The organism is Streptomyces sp. RKND-216, from assembly GCF_004795255.1.
GTDB classification, from domain to species: Bacteria; Actinomycetota; Actinomycetes; order Streptomycetales; family Streptomycetaceae; genus Streptomyces; species Streptomyces hazeniae.
Genome location: NZ_SSBQ01000002.1, coordinates 4539043 through 4556016 on the forward strand (window position 1 = coordinate 4539043; position 16974 = coordinate 4556016).

General features: G+C 73.7%; 16 protein-coding genes, 1 tRNA gene and 1 pseudogene. 8 read left to right on the top strand and 10 right to left on the bottom strand.

From position 1 onward, the window contains the following. The first annotated feature begins 112 nt into the window (after positions 1-112). A complete protein-coding gene (locus tag E4198_RS19775) occupies positions 113-862 on the top strand; it encodes a Tellurium resistance (RefSeq protein ID WP_136184334.1) in 750 nt (249 codons plus the stop codon). Between the two features lie 42 nt (positions 863-904). Here E4198_RS19775 and E4198_RS19780 read toward each other — a convergent pair whose 3' ends face one another. Beyond that, positions 905-1882: a TerD family protein gene (locus E4198_RS19780; protein ID WP_136184335.1), complete on the bottom strand. Its 978-nt coding sequence runs from the start codon at positions 1880-1882 to the stop codon at positions 905-907. Positions 1883-2075: 193 nt separating this feature from the next. On the opposite strand from E4198_RS19780, the gene E4198_RS19785 reads away from it, so the two are divergent. Genes E4198_RS19785 through E4198_RS19795 form a run of 3 tightly spaced genes read left to right on the top strand, consistent with a single transcriptional unit; the run spans position 2076 to position 6648 of the window. Beyond that, complete coding sequence (locus tag E4198_RS19785) at positions 2076-3242, top strand: HpcH/HpaI aldolase/citrate lyase family protein (protein WP_136184336.1); 1167 nt, start codon at positions 2076-2078, stop codon at positions 3240-3242. Next, positions 3239-5824, top strand: a complete 2586-nt coding sequence (locus E4198_RS19790; RefSeq protein ID WP_210732855.1) for a phosphoribosyltransferase — start codon at positions 3239-3241, stop codon at positions 5822-5824. The genes E4198_RS19785 and E4198_RS19790 overlap by 4 nt, the downstream gene beginning before the upstream one ends. Beyond that, complete coding sequence (locus E4198_RS19795; protein ID WP_136184337.1) at positions 5821-6648, top strand: HAD family hydrolase; 828 nt, start codon at positions 5821-5823, stop codon at positions 6646-6648. The genes E4198_RS19790 and E4198_RS19795 overlap by 4 nt, the downstream gene beginning before the upstream one ends. A gap of 52 nt (positions 6649-6700) precedes the next feature. Here the strand turns inward: E4198_RS19795 and E4198_RS19800 are convergent, their stop codons facing one another. Both E4198_RS19800 and E4198_RS19805 read right to left on the bottom strand, forming a co-directional pair. Then, on the bottom strand, positions 6701-6922 hold the full coding sequence (locus E4198_RS19800; RefSeq protein ID WP_136184338.1) for a zinc ribbon domain-containing protein: 222 nt from the start codon (positions 6920-6922) through the stop codon (positions 6701-6703). A gap of 67 nt (positions 6923-6989) precedes the next feature. Next, positions 6990-8246, bottom strand: coding sequence for a hypothetical protein (locus tag E4198_RS19805; RefSeq protein ID WP_136184339.1), 1257 nt, complete (start codon positions 8244-8246; stop codon positions 6990-6992). A 126-nt stretch (positions 8247-8372) separates the two neighbouring features. On the opposite strand from E4198_RS19805, the gene E4198_RS19810 reads away from it, so the two are divergent. Next, positions 8373-8447 (top strand) — tRNA-Val (locus E4198_RS19810). A 69-nt stretch (positions 8448-8516) separates the two neighbouring features. On the opposite strand, the pseudogene E4198_RS19815 reads toward E4198_RS19810, so the two are convergent. Next, positions 8517-8609, bottom strand: a pseudogene (locus E4198_RS19815) (integrase); the annotation flags it as partial. Between the two features lie 524 nt (positions 8610-9133). On the opposite strand from E4198_RS19815, the gene E4198_RS19820 reads away from it, so the two are divergent. After that, a complete protein-coding gene (locus tag E4198_RS19820) occupies positions 9134-10312 on the top strand; it encodes a M48 family metallopeptidase (RefSeq protein WP_210732856.1) in 1179 nt (392 codons plus the stop codon). A gap of 123 nt (positions 10313-10435) precedes the next feature. Continuing rightward, a complete protein-coding gene (locus tag E4198_RS19825; RefSeq protein ID WP_210732857.1) occupies positions 10436-10942 on the top strand; it encodes a hypothetical protein in 507 nt (168 codons plus the stop codon). A 478-nt stretch (positions 10943-11420) separates the two neighbouring features. Here E4198_RS19825 and E4198_RS19835 read toward each other — a convergent pair whose 3' ends face one another. From E4198_RS19835 to E4198_RS19860, 6 genes are all read right to left on the bottom strand, one after another. Then, a complete protein-coding gene (locus tag E4198_RS19835) occupies positions 11421-11576 on the bottom strand; it encodes a hypothetical protein (RefSeq protein ID WP_136184340.1) in 156 nt (51 codons plus the stop codon). Between the two features lie 310 nt (positions 11577-11886). Next, positions 11887-12702, bottom strand: a complete 816-nt coding sequence (locus E4198_RS19840; protein WP_136184341.1) for a DUF1028 domain-containing protein — start codon at positions 12700-12702, stop codon at positions 11887-11889. 54 nt (positions 12703-12756) lie between these two features. Further along, positions 12757-13134, bottom strand: a complete 378-nt coding sequence (locus E4198_RS19845; protein ID WP_136184342.1) for a nuclear transport factor 2 family protein — start codon at positions 13132-13134, stop codon at positions 12757-12759. Positions 13135-13147: 13 nt separating this feature from the next. Next, entirely contained in the window at positions 13148-13795 is a 648-nt protein-coding gene (locus tag E4198_RS19850) for a class I SAM-dependent methyltransferase (RefSeq protein WP_136184343.1), read from the bottom strand. Between the two features lie 53 nt (positions 13796-13848). Beyond that, on the bottom strand, positions 13849-14568 hold the full coding sequence (locus tag E4198_RS19855) for a hypothetical protein (RefSeq protein WP_210732858.1): 720 nt from the start codon (positions 14566-14568) through the stop codon (positions 13849-13851). 15 nt (positions 14569-14583) lie between these two features. Beyond that, the gene (locus E4198_RS19860) at positions 14584-15582 is read right to left on the bottom strand and encodes an inorganic phosphate transporter (RefSeq protein WP_136184344.1); all 999 of its coding nucleotides are present in this window, start codon (positions 15580-15582) and stop codon (positions 14584-14586) included. Between the two features lie 299 nt (positions 15583-15881). On the opposite strand from E4198_RS19860, the gene E4198_RS19865 reads away from it, so the two are divergent. Beyond that, positions 15882-16757, top strand: coding sequence for a universal stress protein (locus E4198_RS19865; protein WP_136184345.1), 876 nt, complete (start codon positions 15882-15884; stop codon positions 16755-16757). The last annotated feature ends 217 nt before the right edge of the window (positions 16758-16974 follow it).

A 16974-nucleotide genomic window follows, 5' to 3' on the forward strand; every position in this document is an offset into this window, starting at 1 on the left:
GGTGTCAAGGCCGTCCGATTGCGGAACGCTTCCCTCGGGGCGGCACCGGGCCCGGCTCGGTGCCGCCCCGACCGGCATGCGGCCTGGAACGAGTCTGTGGGGTGGGTAGGAGATGGTCTCCCTGTGGGAGAACTGGCGGCAGGGCATGGGCAAGTGGCCGAAGTTCGACACGGTCGGCGGCCCTTCGACCTACGCGGTGGAGCTCACCCGCCGCCACCCCGTGGTGTCGCTGACCAAGCAGGGCGCCGACAGCGGAAGTCTCCAGGTCAACCTCTCCTGGCAGATGCACACCTCCGACTTCACCCGTCGCAGCAGCCTGGCGAGCTCCTTACGGCACCCGCTGCAGTCGCTCAAGCCCGAGGTCGTGCAGGCCCACACCCGCGGAGTGGACAAGGTCGACCTGGACCTGGCCTGCATGTACGAACTGTCCGACGGGAACAGGGGCGTGGTCCAGCCCCTGGGCTCGCTCTTCGGCGACTTCCAGGCCGCCCCGTTCGTCAAGCTCACCGGTGACGACCGGTTCGGCGCCCCGTCCGGTGAGACGATCTACGTCAACCTCGACCACAAGGACGAGATCAAGCGCCTGCTCTTCTTCGTCTACATCTACGACAACACCCCTGCATTCGACCGCGCGAAGGGACTCCTCACCGTCATCCTGAGCAACGGCGCCCGCATCGAGGTCGGTCTGGAGGAACGCGCCCCGCAGGCCCGCTCCTGCGCAGTGGTACTCATGCAGCACGAGAAGGGCGAACTGGTCGTCCGCCGCGAGGTCCGGTACGTGTACGGCTTCCAATCGGAGCTGGACCGGCTCTACGGATGGGGCCTGCACTGGGGGCGCGGCTACAAGACCGACCGCGTGTGACCCCGCCTGCAGGATCCGGTCGTACGCCCGTGCGCGCCCGCGTCAGCGCCGCAGGAACTGCGGCCCCTGCGGCGGCAGCGTGAACGCCGGGTCCGGCTGCTGCGGGTAGCCGTAAGCGGGCTGTGGGTAGCCGTACGCCGGCTGGGTGCGCGGCGGGTGCTGCGGCGGCATCGGATAGCCCGTACCGCCGCCCGGGCCGGGCTGCGGATAGCCGTACGGCGCCGTCGCCTGCTCGTCGGACGCGGCGAACGCGCCCACGCCCGCCGGGCGCGGCTGCGGGTCCGGCCCCGGCGGTTCGGGCATCGGCCCCGGGCCGGGCGGCACTGGTCCCGGACCCGGCGGTTCCGGCGCGGGCCCCGGCTCGGGCTCGGGATGCGGCTCCGGGCGCGGTTCCGGCACCGGCGAGGGCTCGGGGAAGTCGGGCTCGGACGGCGGATCAGGTACCGTCCCGCCCGCAGTGGCGGATGCGGCGGCGTCTGCCTCGTCGGCCACCGTGATCCCGAACTCGGACGCCAGCCCGGTCAGCCCGGTGTCGTAGCCCTGACCCAGCGCCCGGAACTTCCACCCCTCGCCGCGCCGGTACAGTTCGCCGCAGATCATCGCCGTCTCCGAACCGGTCTCCGGCTCGATGTCGAAGGCCGCCAACGCTTCGCCGTTCGCGGTGTCCTGCAGGGTCAGCCGCAGCCCGGAGACCTGCGCGAACGTCCCGCCGTCGGCCGAGGCCACCAGCAGGATCCGGTGCACCTCGTCCTCCAGCGCCCAGACGTCGGCCTGCACCGCGTCGGTCGTGCCGTTCCCGTCCCGGCCCTTCCCCAGGTGCCGGATGCGGCCGGAGGGGTGCTGCGGCTGGTTGTAGAAGACGAAGTCGTCGTCCGAACGCACCCGGCCCGCGGCACCCAGCACCAGCGCGGACGCGTCCACGTCGGGCACCCCGGCGCCGGACGGCGTCCAGCGGAGCACGGCCCGCACCGCCGAGGCCGTCAGCGGAACGTTCGAGCCCTTGAGCATCGTGTGCGTCATACGTTCAATCCTGCCTTCCCGGCACACCCCCGGACAACGCGGGTGCCCCGCAGGTACCTCCGGGTAACGCGGATTTCACCTCCGGGGGAACTCCGCAGCCCCTCCCGAACGTACGATGAGCGGCCGGATCCCGTCGTTCCGGGACAGGACGGCAGGGAACGCGGCACACGGGCACACGGGGAGGCGGTTGTTCATGCGGCACTTCGGGCATCTTCCGGCGCACCTCCGGAGCGAGCTGTTCCACCGGGAACCGGTCGCATTCGACGCCGGCACGCCGCAACGGCTGCTCAGCACGTGCCTGGGCGCGACCCTCTACAGCCCCGCCACCCGCCCGCACCTCGCCGCCGACATCGTCAAGCAGGCCGGGCGCGGGGTCGTCTCCATGGTGCTCTGCCTGGAGGACTCCATCGACGACGCCGACGTGGCGGCGGCCGAGGACAACCTCGTGCGGCAGTTCGCCGCCCTGCCTCCCGGCCGGTCGGGGGACCGGCTGCCGCTGCTGTTCGTCCGCGTGCGGACGCCCGGGCAGATCACCGACCTGATCCGCCGCCTGGGACGCGGCGCCGAACTCCTCGCCGGGTTCGTGCTGCCGAAGTTCACCGAGGACCGCGGTGTGCCCTTCCTGGAAGCCGTAACCGGGGCCGAGGCACTCGCCGGACGGCGACTTTTCGCCATGCCGGTGCTGGAGTCGCCAGAGCTGCTCCACCTGGAGAGCCGGGCCGAGACCCTGGCGGGGATCTCGAGGGCCGTCACCAAGTACCGCGACCGCGTGCTCGCCCTGCGTCTCGGCGTCACTGACTTCTGCTCCGCGTACGGGCTGCGGCGTACCCCCGAGATGACCGCCTACGACGTCCAGCTCGTCGCCGGCGTCATCGGCGACGTGGTCAACGTGCTGGGCCGCGCCGACGGCACCGGCTTCACGGTCACCGGCCCGGTGTGGGAGTACTTCCGCCTGCAGGAACGTATGTTCAAGCCGCAGCTGCGCAGCAGCCCGTTTCACAGCGGCCGTGCGGAAGCGCTGCGCGCCGAGCTCATCGAGCACGACATGGACGGCCTGCTGCGCGAGATCGAGCTGGACCGCGCCAACGGCCTGCTCGGCAAGACCTGCATACACCCCTCGCACGTGGCGCCGGTCCACGCGCTGTCCGTCGTCTCGCACGAGGAGTACAGCGACGCGACCGACATACTGCGCCCGGAGCGCGGGGGCGGAGGCGTGCTGCGCTCCGTGTACACGAACAAGATGAACGAGGTGAAGCCGCACCGCGCGTGGGCCGAACGTACGCTGCTGAGGGCCGAGGCCTTCGGCGTGGCGCGCGAGGGTGTGGGCTTCGTGGAACTGCTGGCGGCTGGAGTCAGGTGAGCGAGGACGTGACGGAACGGATACCAGGTCCGGACGGCGGAGTCTGGCCGGGGGAGTGGGTCGCACGCGAGCTGGGCGTCGAACTGACCGGCGGCGTGCGGGAGCTGGTCGGCCTCGCGCTGCGGCGCAACCCCAAGCGTGCGCACCTGCTGGTCTCGGACGTGCTCGGCAAGCATGTTCCGCAGCGGCCGCAGCGCGTGTACGGCGCAGGTCTGGAGCTCGGCCGCCGGGTGCGGGAACTCCTCCTGCCGGGCCACCCCGCCGGCCGCGCCGACGGGGCCGACAGCGCTGCCGACGCCGACGACGAAGCCGCGCTGCGCGGCACCGTGGTCCTCGGTTATGCCGAGACCGCCACCGGACTGGGCCACGCAGTCGCCGACGGCCTGGGTCCGGTGCCGTACCTGCACTCCACACGCCGCAGAGTCCCCGGCGCGACCCAGGCGGGAACGTTCGAGGAGAGCCACAGCCACGCCACCGGCCACCTGCTGCTCCCCGAGGACCCGGCGCTGCTGGCCGGAGACGGTCCCCTGGTGCTGGTCGACGACGAGTTCTCCACCGGCAACACCGTCCGGAACACTCTTCGCGCGCTGCACAGCCGGTTTCCACGACGGCGGTACGTCGTCGTCGCCCTGGTCGACATGCGGTCCGCCGAGGATCGGGCCTCCCTGGAGAAGTTCGCCGCCGAACTGAACTCCACCGTCGACGTCGTGGCCCTCGCCACCGGGGGTGTCCGGCTCCCCGCCGACGCCCTGGAGCGCGGCCAGGCGCTCGTCGCCCAGCACGACCCCGCCGCCTCGGCCACCACCGAACCGGCCACCGCCGACACACCCGCCGCCGTCCCCGCCACCTTCCACCGGATCGACCTCGGCTGGCCGCTCGGCGTCCCCGACGGCGGACGCCACGGCTTCCTGCCCGCCCACCGGGCCCGCCTGGAGACCGCACTGCCCGGCATGGCCGCCCGCCTCGCCGACGGGCTCACCGCGGCGGGCGTCCCGGCCGGACCGGAGCACCCCCCGGGCACCCCGCACCCGCCGCGCGTTCTCGTGCTGGGCTGCGAGGAGCTGATGTACGTCCCCGTCCGGCTCGCCTGCGCCCTGCAGGACCACCTCGGCGACCGCGCCGAGGTCCGCTTCTCCACCACCACCCGCTCGCCCGTCCTCCCCGTCGACGACCCCGGGTACGCCATCCGCACCCGCCTCGCCTTCCCCGCACACGACGACCCGTCCGACGGCCCCGGCGAGCGCTACACCTACAACGTCGCCCCCGGAGCCGACCCGGCCCGCCGCTTCGACGCCGTCGTCGTCCTCACCGACACCCCGGGGGACACCCCCGACCTGCACGCCCCCGGCGGCCTCCTCGCCCGCCTGGCTCCGCACACCGGCGCCGTCCTGCTCGCCGTCGTGCCCTCCCACACCCCGCTGCCGCAGCCGCTGCGCGGCCCCTCCTTCTCCTCCTACGACCCCGAGGACGTGGGCTGGCTCCTCCAGGACCTGTCCGATGTGACCCTGGAGGCGCCCACCGAGGAACGGGAAGAGGCCATCCAGCGCGGGGGCGCGCACTACGCGGAGTCGCTGCCCGTCGAATACCAGCCCAGCGAGGAGTACCAGCGCCTCTTCCACAGCGCCCTGGACGCCTCCGCCGCCCGCATCGCCCGCGCCGTCGGCACCGTCACCGAGACCCTGCTCGCCGAACGCGGACACGGCGCCGTCCTCGCCTCCCTGGCCCGCGCCGGCACGCCCGTCGGCGTGCTGATGCGGCGGTGGGCCCGGTACGCGCACGGCCTGGACCTGCCGCACTACACGCTGTCCATCGTCCGGGGCCGCGGCATCGACACCAACGCGCTGCGCCATCTCGCCGCCCGTCACGAGCCGTCCGGCGTCGTCTTCGTCGACGGCTGGACCGGCAAGGGCGCCATCACCCGCGAACTCGCCGCCGCCCTCGAACCGTTCCCCGGCTTCGACCCGGAGATCGCGGTGCTCGCCGACCCTGGCGGCTGCGTACGCACCTACGGCACGCGCGAGGACTTCCTCATCCCCTCCGCCTGCCTCAACTCCACCGTCTCCGGCCTCGTCTCCCGCACCGTGCTGCGCGCCGACCTGGTCGGCCCGCACGACTTCCACGGCGCCAAGTTCTACCGCGAACTGGCCGGCGCCGACCTCTCCCGCCATTTCCTCGACGCCGTCGCCGCCCGCTTCGCCGAGGTGCGCGACGCGGTCGCCGACGACGCCCGCGTCCTGCTCGCCGCCGACCCGGCGGACCGCGCCCCCACCTGGGCCGGCTGGCGGGCCGTGGAGCGCATCAGCGACGCGTACGGCATCGGAGACGTCAACCTGGTCAAACCCGGTGTCGGGGAGACCACCCGGGTGCTGCTCCGCCGCGTTCCCTGGCGCATCCTGGCCCGCCGGGGCGCCGGCCCCGACCTCGACCACGTACGCCTGCTCGCCGAACAGCGCGGCGTGCCGGTCGAGGAGACCGACGACCTGCCGTACACCTGCGTGGGGCTCATCCACCCCCGCTACACGCGAGGCGCCACCGGCGCCGACGGAAAGGCCGTCACGACGGCCGGAGAGGCCACGCGGTGACCACGCGCACGGAGAGCCCCCGCACCGCGAGCACGCTGTTCGCCAGCGACCTGGACCGCACGCTGATCTACTCGGCCGCGGCGCTGAACCTCACCGCCCCCGACCACGAGGCCCCGCGCCTGCTGTGCGTCGAGGTCTACCAGCAGCGCCCGCTGTCCTACGTCACGGAGACCGCCGCCGCGCTGCTCCCGCAGGTCGCCGACGCCACGGTGTTCGTCCCCACCACGACCCGCACCCGCGAGCAGTACCACCGCATCCACCTGCCCGGCCCGCCCGCACGGTACGCCGTCTGCGCCAACGGCGGGCACCTGCTCGTAGACGGCGTCTCCGACCCCGACTGGCAGACCCACGTGCGCCGCAGCCTCTCCGACTGCGCGCCGCTCGTCGAGATCCGCGACCACCTGCGCCGCACCGCCGACCCGGCGTGGCTGCTCAAGGAACGTGTCGCCGAGGACCTGTTCGCCTACCTCGTCGTCGACCGCGCCGAACTGCCCGACACCTGGGTCAAGGAACTCGCCGACTGGGCAGGCCCGCACGGCTGGACCGTCTCCCTCCAGGGACGCAAGATCTACGCCGTGCCACGACCGCTCACCAAGAGCGCCGCCATCGCCGAGATCGCCCGCCGCACCGGCGCCACGCGGACGCTGGCCGCCGGAGACTCCCTACTCGACGCCGACCTGCTCGAACACGCCGACGCCGGCTGGCGCCCCGGCCACGGCGAACTCGCCGACACCGGATGGCACGCCCCGCACATCGCTGCCCTGCCCGAGCGCGGAGTCGCGGCGGGCGAACGCGTCCTGCGCGAGGCGCTGCGCGCCGCGTGAACGGCCTGCCGCCCTCCACTCGTGTCCGGCGCGGGTGGCAGTCCCGTCCGGGTCAGCCGCAGCAGCCGCCTCCGCAGCAGCCAGCGCCACCGCCGCCCGCCCCGGGCGCGGCAGCAGGGGCGCTCGCCGTGCCGCCGACCGCGACCGTGGACAGGAGCTTCACCGTGTCCTGGTGCCCCTCCGGGCACGGTGCTGGCGCGTTGGACTGCGCCATCGGGCGCCGAAGCTCGTACGTGGCTCCGCACTCGCGGCAGCGGTACTCGTAACGTGGCATGCGACGCAGCATAGCGCCGCACGTCGTCCCAGGTCAGGGGGAAGTCCCCGAGGCAGGGGTCACCGCGTCAGCCGCCGGCCATCTCCCGCCGGATCTGATCCACCACCTCTTGCACGGCGTCCCGCACGGCGTCCAGCTCTGTCACGAAGCGCCAGTAGTCCGGATGCCGCCCGGTCAGCTCCGCCACCGCACGGTCCACCCGCTCCACCGAGCGGTCCAGCGGCTGCGCGTGCCGCGGGTCCGGAGTGCTGCGACCGGCCATCGCCAGCCGCTGCGCGTCGCGGATCGCGAACCGCGCCTTCTCCACCTCACGGGTGTGGTCGAAGCTCACCTCGTTCAGCCGCTGCAACCGGTCCCCGGCCGCCTTCACCGCCTCGTCGGCGGTGTTCAGCAGCGCCCGCACCGTCGCCAGCAGGGACGTCGCATCCGGCCAGCGCTGCTCCTCCCGCGCCCGCTGCGCCTCGCCCAGCTTCTCCTCCGCCTGCCGCACGGCCCGTGCGGCCTCCTCCGGCACGCCCTGCAGGTCCTCCCAGCACGCCAGCGCGAAACGACGCCGCAGCTCGCTCAGCACCGGCTCGACCTTGCCCGCCCGGTTGTGCAGCGCCTGCGCCCGGGTCCGGAGCGACGCCAGCCGCTTGTCCGTCTCCGCTGCCCGCTCCGGCAGACGATCCGCCTCCCGCCGGATCGTCTCGGCCTCCCGCACGACCCGGTCGGCACGGTGCAGCGTCTCCGCCACCCCATGGCGCCCGGCGCCCTCGTTCAGTCGTGTCAGCTCCGGCGACAGCGCCGCCAGCCGCGCCGCCAGGTCGTCCGCCTTCAGCCCGGACGCCCGTACCGCCTCCAGCGCCGTCGTCGCCGCGAGCAGTCCCTGCCGGGCCCGCTCCACCGCCGGCGCGAGCTGTGCCAACTGCGTCTCCGCCCGGTCCAGCAGCGACCCCAGTCCCTGCCGGAACCGCTCCAGGTCCGCCTTCGTCCGCACCAGCTCGCCCCGCGCCTGCTCCAGCTCGGCCCGCGCGCGGGCCGCCGTACCCGCGTCCAGGTCGTCCCGGTCCAGGTCGTGCGCGTCCACGGCGGCGATGTAGCGGTGACTCACCTGGTCGATCCGCGTCCCGAACTCCGCGAAGTCCGCGGCGGCCCTGCGCCCCTGCGGCGAGTCGTCCACGGCGGTGATCGTCTCGATGGAGATCCGCAGATCACGCTGCGCCGTGTCCAGCTCGTAGAAGGAGGCGGCTGCGGCGTCCTTCGCGGCCTGCGCGTCGGCACGCTTGTTCTCGGCCCGGCCGCCGCCCCATCCCCATCGGCGGGTGCCGCCGCTCGCTGTCACCTGTGTCTCTCCCCGTCGCCGCCAGTGGATCGCCCGGCCATTCTCCCACCCGCCTCTCCGGAACACACGGCCCGCGTTTGCCCCCGGCCTGCGGCGGCAGGGTACTCTGTTCCCTCACCCCAGCCCGGGCGCATAGCTCAGCGGTAGAGCGCTGCCCTTACAAGGCAGATGTCACAGGTTCGATCCCTGTTGCGCCCACCAGCACAGAAGACCCCCGACCGATCACGGCCGGGGGTCATTGACATCCAGGGCTGACATCAACGGCGACGGTCAGTCGCGGTCGGGGCGGTACCTGAGCAGGCGGTCCATGTGGCTCACCGCCTCGCGCTGTGTGTCCTGGACGACGTGCGTGTACGTGTTCACGGCGCCGGCCGCCGTGAGAAGCGCGGCGCAGCCATGGCCAAGTCTCGGTGGCCCCGGACGAGTGAAGGTGCCCCCGCCCGCTGGGAGTCCGGGCGGGGGCGTGGTGTGTCGGCGTCCCATCACCCCGCGCTGGGACGCCGCCCCGTCCCGCGACGGAACCTTCACACGGGACGGGAGCGGAAGCGGTGCCCGCCGCCGGCGGACGACGGGGGCACCGCGCAGGCCACGGGGATCGGCACTCGAGCCTGCGTGATCGATGTTCCAGCGGTGACGCGATGACCGCAATCTGTAACGGCGTTGTAAAGCGGCTGATGACAGGTGTCATCGTGTGGACCCCTGGAAGGTACAGGACCTTCCAGGGGCTCTTGCCTGGTGGCACGAGGGATTCGTACGGGGGCGTACCCCTGTTGCGCCCACCAGCACGAGACCCTGCCGAGATCGGTGGGGTCTTCGCGTTTCGTCGGTCCTCTCGCCGGATCCGCCCGTGTTTCCTATGCTTTGGAGAGCGAGACGGGGGAGGTCACGTGAAGGTGCGACGAATCGCCGCCGAGGCCAAGGTGGGTGGAGCGAGAGATCGGGTCGGGTGGCGGAGGGCCGGGGCGTACGCCATCGCCGCGGTGACGCATCTGCTCACGGCGGGCCTGCTCGCGGGTGGGCTGTCGCTGGTCGTCCTCGGCTGGGAGACGGTCGTGCAGCCGCTGATCGGCCTGCTGCTGCTCGGGTTCGCCGCCCTGCTGCATCCGCGGGTGAGCCGGCTCGACCCCGGTCTGCCCACGCTGCGACGGGCGGATGCGCCGGCCCTCTTCGGCCTGCTGGACGACATCGCGGACACGGCCGGTGCGGGGCGGCTGCACGTCGTGCAGGTGAGCCCGGGTTTCGCCGTACGGGCCTTCGCCTACGGCATCCGGCGCAGGCGAGGGCTGGAGATCGGCCTGCCCCTTTGGCTCACCCTCGCACCGCAGGAGCGGGTCGCGGCAGTTGCCCACGAGGTGGGGCACTTCGTATCGGGTGACGACCGCCGTGGCTTCGTGGTGAGCAGCGCGCTCGGTGCGCTGTCAGAGAGCGCCGAGCGTGAGGACGGGCGGCTCTCCTCGGTGGAGCCGCTGTTCACCGCGCGGTCCCCGCTGTCCCGCCACGCGGACGAGATGGCCGAGGCGGCGCGACGCTACGACGTGGGCAGCCGCGCGGCTGACGGGATGCTGTGGCTGCCCAAGTGGGTGGGGCGGAGCGCGGCGCGTCTGCTGGTGCGGCTCACGCTGCCGGGTGCGCGACGTGCGGAGTTCCGCGCCGACGCCGTGGCGGCCCGGGTGGCCTCCACCGAGGCGGCCGTCTCCGCCCTTCGCGCCCGGGAGTTGGCCGGGCCCGTGAGCGCCGAGGTACAGCGGAGGGCGGTCGCCCTGCGTACTTTCCGCGAGCCTGGTGTGGCGGGTCGCGCGGACGAACGGTTCTGGGCCGGAGTAGCAGTGCTCGCAGCGGAGTTGCGTGACGGTGCCGCGCCGTCCGACGGCCGGCGCGACGGCGCCGGGCAGGAGGGCTCCGGGCTGCCGTCGTCCGATGCACGCGTCGCGCGGATGACGCTCGGGGCGGCACTGTCGGCTGCGGTCACACTCGACGACGCCACGGCTGAGGCCATCGAGGCCGAGCTGCGTGAGCCGAGGTCGTCGCTGGCCCGCACGGTCGTACAGGACTGCGTTCACGCCTGAGGCGTGTGCCCGGCGGGCCTTGCCGGGACGGAACGGTGACGCGTGCGGTACCGGCTGAGCATTGCCCGGTGCGCGCCGCCGTTTCTAGGCTTGCCCCGTGCGTCCGACGACGGGGGAGCCGGGATGGACGAGGTGCGCGCGGCGGGACGGTCCGGCAGGGGCGTGGGAGCGCTGTTGCTGATGGCCGGCGGCGGAGTGGTCGCCGTTGGGACCGGAGCGCCGGGCCTGGAGACGGAGACGTTCACCCGGATCAGCTGTCACGAGACGCGCGTCGAGAAGGGCGGCACCGTCTGGCACTGCTTCGGGATGAGCCGTGCGCAGATCGAGACGGCTGCCGAATTGCGGCGTCAGGCCCGGCAGTACGCGCTGATCGCCCATCGTCCAGGGGGCCCACCCCGGCGGCCGGAGCCGCCCCCGCTGCGTACCCGGTTCACCTTCGTCGACCACGACGGCCGGGAGGACCCTGTCGAGGTGACCGCAACCCGGGTCGGGTCGCGGTGGATCGCCCACGCGCCGAATGTGGTGGGTACGGGCGTGGCGCTGCTGCTGGCCGGTACCGGAGTGACCGTCTCCGGGGCCCTGCGCGTGCGTGCCGCCCGGAGTGCCTCCACGAGAGGAAGGGCAGCCTGACCGCTGCCGCATCGACTTCAGCGCACGGTGAATTCCCAGCCGGGTCGCCAGCGGAAGGGAGCGGAGACGAGGTCGGTCAGGCGGGCACCGTCCAGGAGGACTTCGAGGGCCCAGCGGTTGGCGGAGTGGGCGATCAGCAGGATGCGTTGGCCGTTCCGACGCCGGTCGCCCAGTTCGCGGGGCCTGTCGGCATCTGGTCTCCGACAGCGTGCCGGGAAGCCACCCGCTGGCGATACCCGCCTGGTTGCCGGTGGTCGTGGGCATGCGTCTCGTACACGAGTCGTACGGGCACAGGTCGGAATGCGTCTTGCGCGGGTGCCGAGGCGCGGCGGGCCCGTCGTTCCGGTACACCGGACCTCCCCGGTGTACCGGAACGACGGGCCCGCCGCGCCTCGTTGAGATGTCCGCACCGCCGCGCCAGGCGTGGGCCGGTGGACGAACCGCGGGTGCGTCCGAACTCGCGCCCCGGCACGCGCGTCTAGAAGAAGTGCTTGCGGCCGCCGACCGCGCGGCCGGTGGAGCCCAGGATCCACAGGACCGCGCCGACGACAATGAGGACGCCGCCGACCGTCGTCAGAAGGCCGATACCGGCCAACATGCCGATGAGGAGGAGGATGAGACCGAGAATGATCATGCGTTGTTCCCCTCTTGAGGACCTTTGCGGTGTACGGCCTCGTCTCTCGTCGACAGGGCCGGTACCGCGTCTCCCGCACGTTCCGCGTGCGGGAGTGGGTGGGAACCACGGGGCTTGAGGGCCCCGGGTTCGTGTTGCCTGCCGACCGAGTGCCCCGCCTGGCGCGTCGAATGCGTGTGCAAGGGCGTGTTTCTCGGGCGGGCGGTCCAGCTGTGGTGGCGCGCCTTCCGGCTGACGCCGGGTCAGGGGTGAGGCGCGGGGGGACCCGGGCCGCTTGGCGGTGGGACGGGCTCGCCCCGTGGCGGGGGCGTCAGGAGCCCTGTGTGTCGGGAGCGCGGAGGTGGGCGAGGACGACGGGGTCGATCCTGCCGGGAACGAGGCGGTTCTCGAGGTTCTCGACGCCGGCCCAGGTCTCCAGGGTGGTGTGGCCGCGGGCGGCGACGAGGCGGCGGACTTCGTGGGCGAGTTCGCCGGTGAGGTCGAGGAGGGTGTCGGGGTCCGGAGTGCCGAAGAGCAGGGTGTGGATGTCGAGCAGGCGGTGCAGCTCGGTGACGGGGTGCGGGTGGTCGTCGACGCGGAGGTCGCAGGCGGTGTCGTTCATGCCGCCGTAGCCGGCGCCGGGGGCGACGACGTGGAGGGTGGCGCTCTGGCGGCCGCGCCGGTCGCCGCCCGCGGCGTCGCCCGCCGCGAGGGCGGCGAGCAGCCGCCGGTCGAGGTCGGCGTCGGCGGCCTCGAGCCAGGCGGCCTCCATGGCGTCGATCACTTCGGGGCCGGTGAGGAGGTTGCCCTGGATCGCGTAGCCGTCGCCGGACGTGCCGCCGGCCCAGTCGAGGCATTTCTCCCCGGTGTACGTCGCACCGTCGCCGTGCGGCCCGACGACGCCGACCTGGCGGTATGCGTGCTCGCCGTCGGCGGCGACGAGGCCGGCGACGACGTCGGCGGGCCGGACTCCGGTACGCAGCAGGGTGAGCCCCTGCGGGCGGTACCGGAGGTTCGCCGTGGCCTGCGTGGCAAGCGCGCCCGCCCCCGCGTCGGCGGCGGGCACCACCGCACCGACGGAGAGGAACTTGCTGGCCACCGCTATGCCGAAGGCCGCGCCGGACCGCGCCACGATCGAGAACGTCATGAACCAGGACGGTAGGCGGCGGCGCTGCGCGGCACCAGAGGGTGTGCGCGGTCGTCAGAGGCGCTGGACGTACGGGTGGCGCCACTGCGGGGAGGGATCGGCGCCCGGCTCCGTCCAGTACTCGCGGCCCGCGGTGACGAGGCCGTCCCGCACGCTCCAGAAGGAGGCGGCGCGGAACAGGCCCATCTCCTCGTGCGGGACCTCGACTTCGGAGACGACCTGGTCGCCGTCGGCGACGATGCGCAGGACGCGGATCGACCAGCCCTCCGGGTACTCGGACTGGACGCGGAGGAAGTTCTCCCGGCCGACGATGCGTTCGGCGCTGACAGGCCACTCCACCACGACGTTCTCGGCGAGCAGGGCACCGGTGCCGGGCCAGTCACGGTCCTGGATACGCTGCCAGAGGGCTTCGACGGTCTTCGCGGGTTCCATGCGCCGAAGCGTCTCAGGCCGCACTGACAACGGCGGTCCCCAGGACGCACTGCGCGGACGGCCAGGGCACGGAGACGTCGGGGAAGGCGAAGCGGTCGACCGTGCCGAGGGTGAAGCCGGCCGCGGTGATCGCGGCGAGGGTGTCGCGGCCGGTGTGGCAGCCCCCGCAGAGCAGCGGCCACACGGTGGCGTCCAGAGCGCGCTGGACGCGCCGCATGCGCGGCGAGTCGGCACGTACGTGCTCCCAGAAGCGCAGTTCACCGCCCGGACGCAGTACGCGGTGGATCTCGCCGAGGGCACGACCCTGGTCGCTGACCGAACACAGGGTCAGGCAGGCGACGGCCCCGTCGAAGGAGGCGTCCGGTGCGGGGATCCGTTCGGCGACGCCGTCCACCACCTCCACCGGTACGGGAGCGGTCCGGGCCGCCGCCTCGGCGTGGGCGCGCAGGATGGGCTCGGGTTCGAGAGCGACGAGGCGGGCGACGCCGGGAGGGTAGTGCGGGAGGTTCAGGCCGTTGCCGGCACCGACCTCCAGGACCTCGCCGTGCAGACCCGCCAGCATCCGGCGGCGGTGCCTGTCCCCGCCGGCCCGCTCCATGGCGGGGCCGGACGACCGGACGTACATCCGCGAGAACACGGGCCGGCGCATGTCCTGCGGCATCGGCGGTCCACCTTTCGGAGTCGGCCCCGTCCGCGGGCCGGACGAGGGCGGGCTCAGCCGACGGTAGCCGAGGGGGAGGAGGGGTGGGGCGGATGCGCGGAGGCGACCGGCGCGGCGCCGGCGGCGGTCGCATGCCGGGCCGCGCCGACGGCGTCGTGCAGAGCCGCGACCAGACGCCGTTCGGCGTCCGGGGCCCGCAGGAGTACGCGCAGGGCGCGCTCGAGGTGGTGCCGGCCCGGGCCGCGCCACCAGACGGTGTCGCGCGCCGCGGCGGTCCGCCCGCCGGGAGACGCCGACACACGGCGCGCGCGGGCGCGGCAGCGCGCCTCGCGCACGGCGAGTCCCCGCGCGGCGGGGGCCGCCTCCCGGGCGGCGTGCAGCACGTCGGCGATCAGGCGGGGGGCGAAGCCGCGGTCGGCGGGGCGGGAGTCGGCCAGGTCCGCGGCGAGCGGCCGCAGGGCCCGGCGCGCCCGGTCGCCGACGGAGTCGTTGACGGAGCGGGCGAGGGCGGCCAGGGCGGGGTCGGTCCCGCGAGGGCTGTCGGTGAAGGGCCCGGCGCCCAGCAGGGACGCCGTCTCCATCAGGCAGGCACCGTCCTCGGGACCGAGGTGCCCGTGCGGACGCGGCTCCGGCATGCCGTCCGGGACCGAAGGCGCGGCGGGGGGCCCGGGCGTCCCGGACCGTCCCGGCGGGGGCGCCGCGCCGGGGCTGCCGGAGGGGGCCGTGCGGGCGGGGTAGTCGTCGCGGGGCGGCGGGTGGTGCAGGAAGCGCATGGCGCCCTCCGCAGGTCAGATCCCGGTCGCCAGATGCAGGATCGAAAACGATGCCGCGCCGACGAGCGCCGCGCCGGGGAGGGTGAGCACCCAGGCGACCAGGATGGTCCGGGCCATTCCCCAGCGTACGGCGGCGAGGCCGCGTGTGGCGCCCGCGCCCATGATCGCGGAGGTGATCGTCTGCGTGGTGGAGATCGGCGCGTGGAACAAGAACGCCGTGGTGTACAGCACCGACGAGGCGACGGACTCCGCGGCGAAGCCGCGCGGCGGGTCCAGGTGGACGATGCGCCGTCCGAGTGTCGTGATGATGCGGCGCCCGCCGCTGTAGGTGCCGAGCGCCATGGCGAGGGCGACCGCGGCGATCACCCAGAGCGGGACTTCGAAGGACTCCTGCCACCCGGCGGTGACCAGCGCGAGGACGATCACGCCCATCGTCTTCTGCGCGTCCTGGAGGCCGTGGCCCAGCCCCATGGCGGCGGCGGAGACGGTCTGCGCCATGCGGAATCGGCGGGTCGCCTTCCGCGGGTTGGCACGGCGGAAGACCCAGAGGAGGCCCGCGTGCAGCAGGTAGGCCAGGATCATGCCGACCAGCGGCGAGAGGATCATCGGCAGCACGACGTCGTCGACCACGCCCATCCAGTGCACGGTGCCCGCGGCGGCCAGCGCGGAGCCGACCAGGCCCCCGATCAGGGCATGCGAGGAGGAGGTGGGCAGACCGAGCCACCAGGTGAGGATGTTCCAGGCGATGGCGCCGACGAGCGCCCCGAGAACGATCAGCAGGCCGTCCACGCCGGTCGGCGCGCCGATGATTCCGCTTCCCACCGTCTTGGCCACCTCGGTACCCAGGAAGGCACCGGCGAAGTTGGTCACCGCCGCCAGCCCGAGCGCGATGCGCGGGGTGAGGGCGCGGGTGGAGATCGAGGTGGCGATGGCGTTCGCCGCGTCGTGGAAGCCGTTGGTGAAGTCGAAGGTCAGACCCACCGCGATGATCACCAGGACCAGGGCGAGCTCCATCGCGGTCCTCCCGCTCGGTCGGGGTCGTGCTACGACGAGCCGGCCGGTTCCCGGCTCGGCGTCCGATGCTCCGGGGCCGTTGACGCTGCCGTTTCCGGGCCCGTCCCGCCGGTTCCGGTTCGCCAGCAGCCTAGGCGGCCCGGTGGTGAATCGCGGCGCCGACACGGCGTCGGCGTGCCGTCCGGCGGTCCGGTTGGAGACTCGGTGGTACGTCGCGCGCGCCGCGGGCCGTGGCGCGCCATCCTGGAGGGGAGGCGGCGACATGCGCCACCGGAGCGCCTGGCCGGAGGAGGTACACGATGTCCCACACCGTGACGGCGGGACTGGACGGCTCGCGTGAGAGCCGGGCGGCACTCGACTGGGCGGCCGCGGAGGCGGTCCGCCGGAGCGCGACGCTGGAGATCGTGCAGGTCCACGAGACCGGGGTGTACCCGTTCTCGCAGCTCCAGGACGACCAGGTGGAGATCGACCACGCCGAGCGCGTCGTGCAGGAGGCCTCTGCCGCCGTCGGCAGCCGGCACCCGGGGCTGCGGCTCACCTCGCAGGTCGTCGCGGGCCGCCCCGCGAACGTCCTCGACGAGATCGCGTCACGCTCCGACCTGTTGGTCCTCGGCACCCGCGGCCTGGGCGGACTGCGCGGTTTCTTCGTGGGCTCGGCGGCGCTTCCCGCTGTGGCCCACGCCCGCTGTCCGGTGGTTCTCGTCCGCGCACCGAAGGGCGAGGACGCGGTGGACCGGAAGGGCGACGTGGTGGTCGGTCTCAAGCCCGACAAGGCGCCGCGGGAGATTTTGGACTTCGCCTTCGACGCGGCCGCTCGCCGTTCCGCGCGGCTGCGCGTCCGGTACGGCCTGGAGGCGCCCCCGACCCACCGGTTCCGGCACCGGCGGGAGGCGCCCGCGGCGCCCGCGGCGGACGCCCGCATGATCGAGGAGCAGACCGAACGGCTCCGCTCCCACCTGCGCCCCTGGCAGGAGCGTCACCCGACGGTGGAGGCCGACTGTCGCACGCTCGTCGGACCTCCCGCGGCCGAGCTGGTCGAGGAGGCCGCCGATGCGGCGTTGCTGGTGGTTGGCCGCCGACCGCACACGCACCGGGTCGGCACCTACATCGGTCCGGTTACACACGCGGTCATGCACCACGCCGTGGTGCCGGTGGCGGTCATCCCGCACGACTGATCCGGTGTGGTGACCATACGGCCCGCGCCCGCGCCCGCGCCGTGCACACCGGCGCGCAGGGCCCTGCTCCGCAGCCGCACGCCCGCGCGCCGGGAGTCCGGTCGCCCGCGCCTCGGACGGGGCCGAGGGGCGCGTCAGTGAGGAGTGCCACATGCCCTCCGACCTCCTTCGGAGCCCCCGGCCGCCCGGTGCTGCGCGGAACCGGGGCCCGGCGCAC